The 502-nt window shown below is 42.4% G+C and carries 1 protein-coding gene; it reads right to left on the bottom strand.

Going from position 1 to position 502, the window contains the following annotated elements; all coding sequences use genetic code 11:
- Positions 1-426 (bottom strand): tyrosine/phenylalanine carboxypeptidase domain-containing protein (locus R7190_RS31240; protein WP_411978113.1); only part of this gene is annotated, 426 nt, incomplete at its 3' end.
- Positions 427-502: the final 76 nt, after the last annotated feature.

The following is a 502-nucleotide window of genomic DNA, read 5'->3' as shown; positions in this document are numbered from 1 at the left end:
TTTGCTCTCTTCTTCTGTCGGCAGATGCAAAATGAAATGTGCGTTAGCAATGTCTTTCGCACTTGGCTCACCGTAATAGCGCAGAGAGTTGTATAGGAACTCTTGCGTACCTATGGTGTTGACTTGATCAAGTTTGTCGGCGTAAGACTGAATGACATCCTCATAAAGCTTTTGTAACTGAGCATCTTCGATGTGTTCCAAAGGCAATTCGTACAAACGGCGTTTTGACTGATGAGTGTCAAGAGGCGCTTTCTGGTACTGAAAGTTAGGTTCTTGCGAGTACTTATTACTGATGAACCTTTCTCGCTCTTGGGCGTAATTAAGCGGGTTTACGCTGCTAAGAATATCAATATCAGTGACTAATTGAGTGAGGTTTTCATCTATTGCTAATAGCTGGCTAGAAATTGGTTCATTAAACTGAGCCATGTCGTTCAACTCCATGTGAAGGTAAGACCTTTTCAACTAAGCGCAGAGTACCTGTCAGTCATCGAAGACAACTATG

It is taken from the genome of Vibrio sp. 1078-1, from assembly GCF_033340475.1.
Note: the sequence above shows the minus strand (reverse complement) of the source record. Positions and strands in the feature narration are given on the sequence as shown.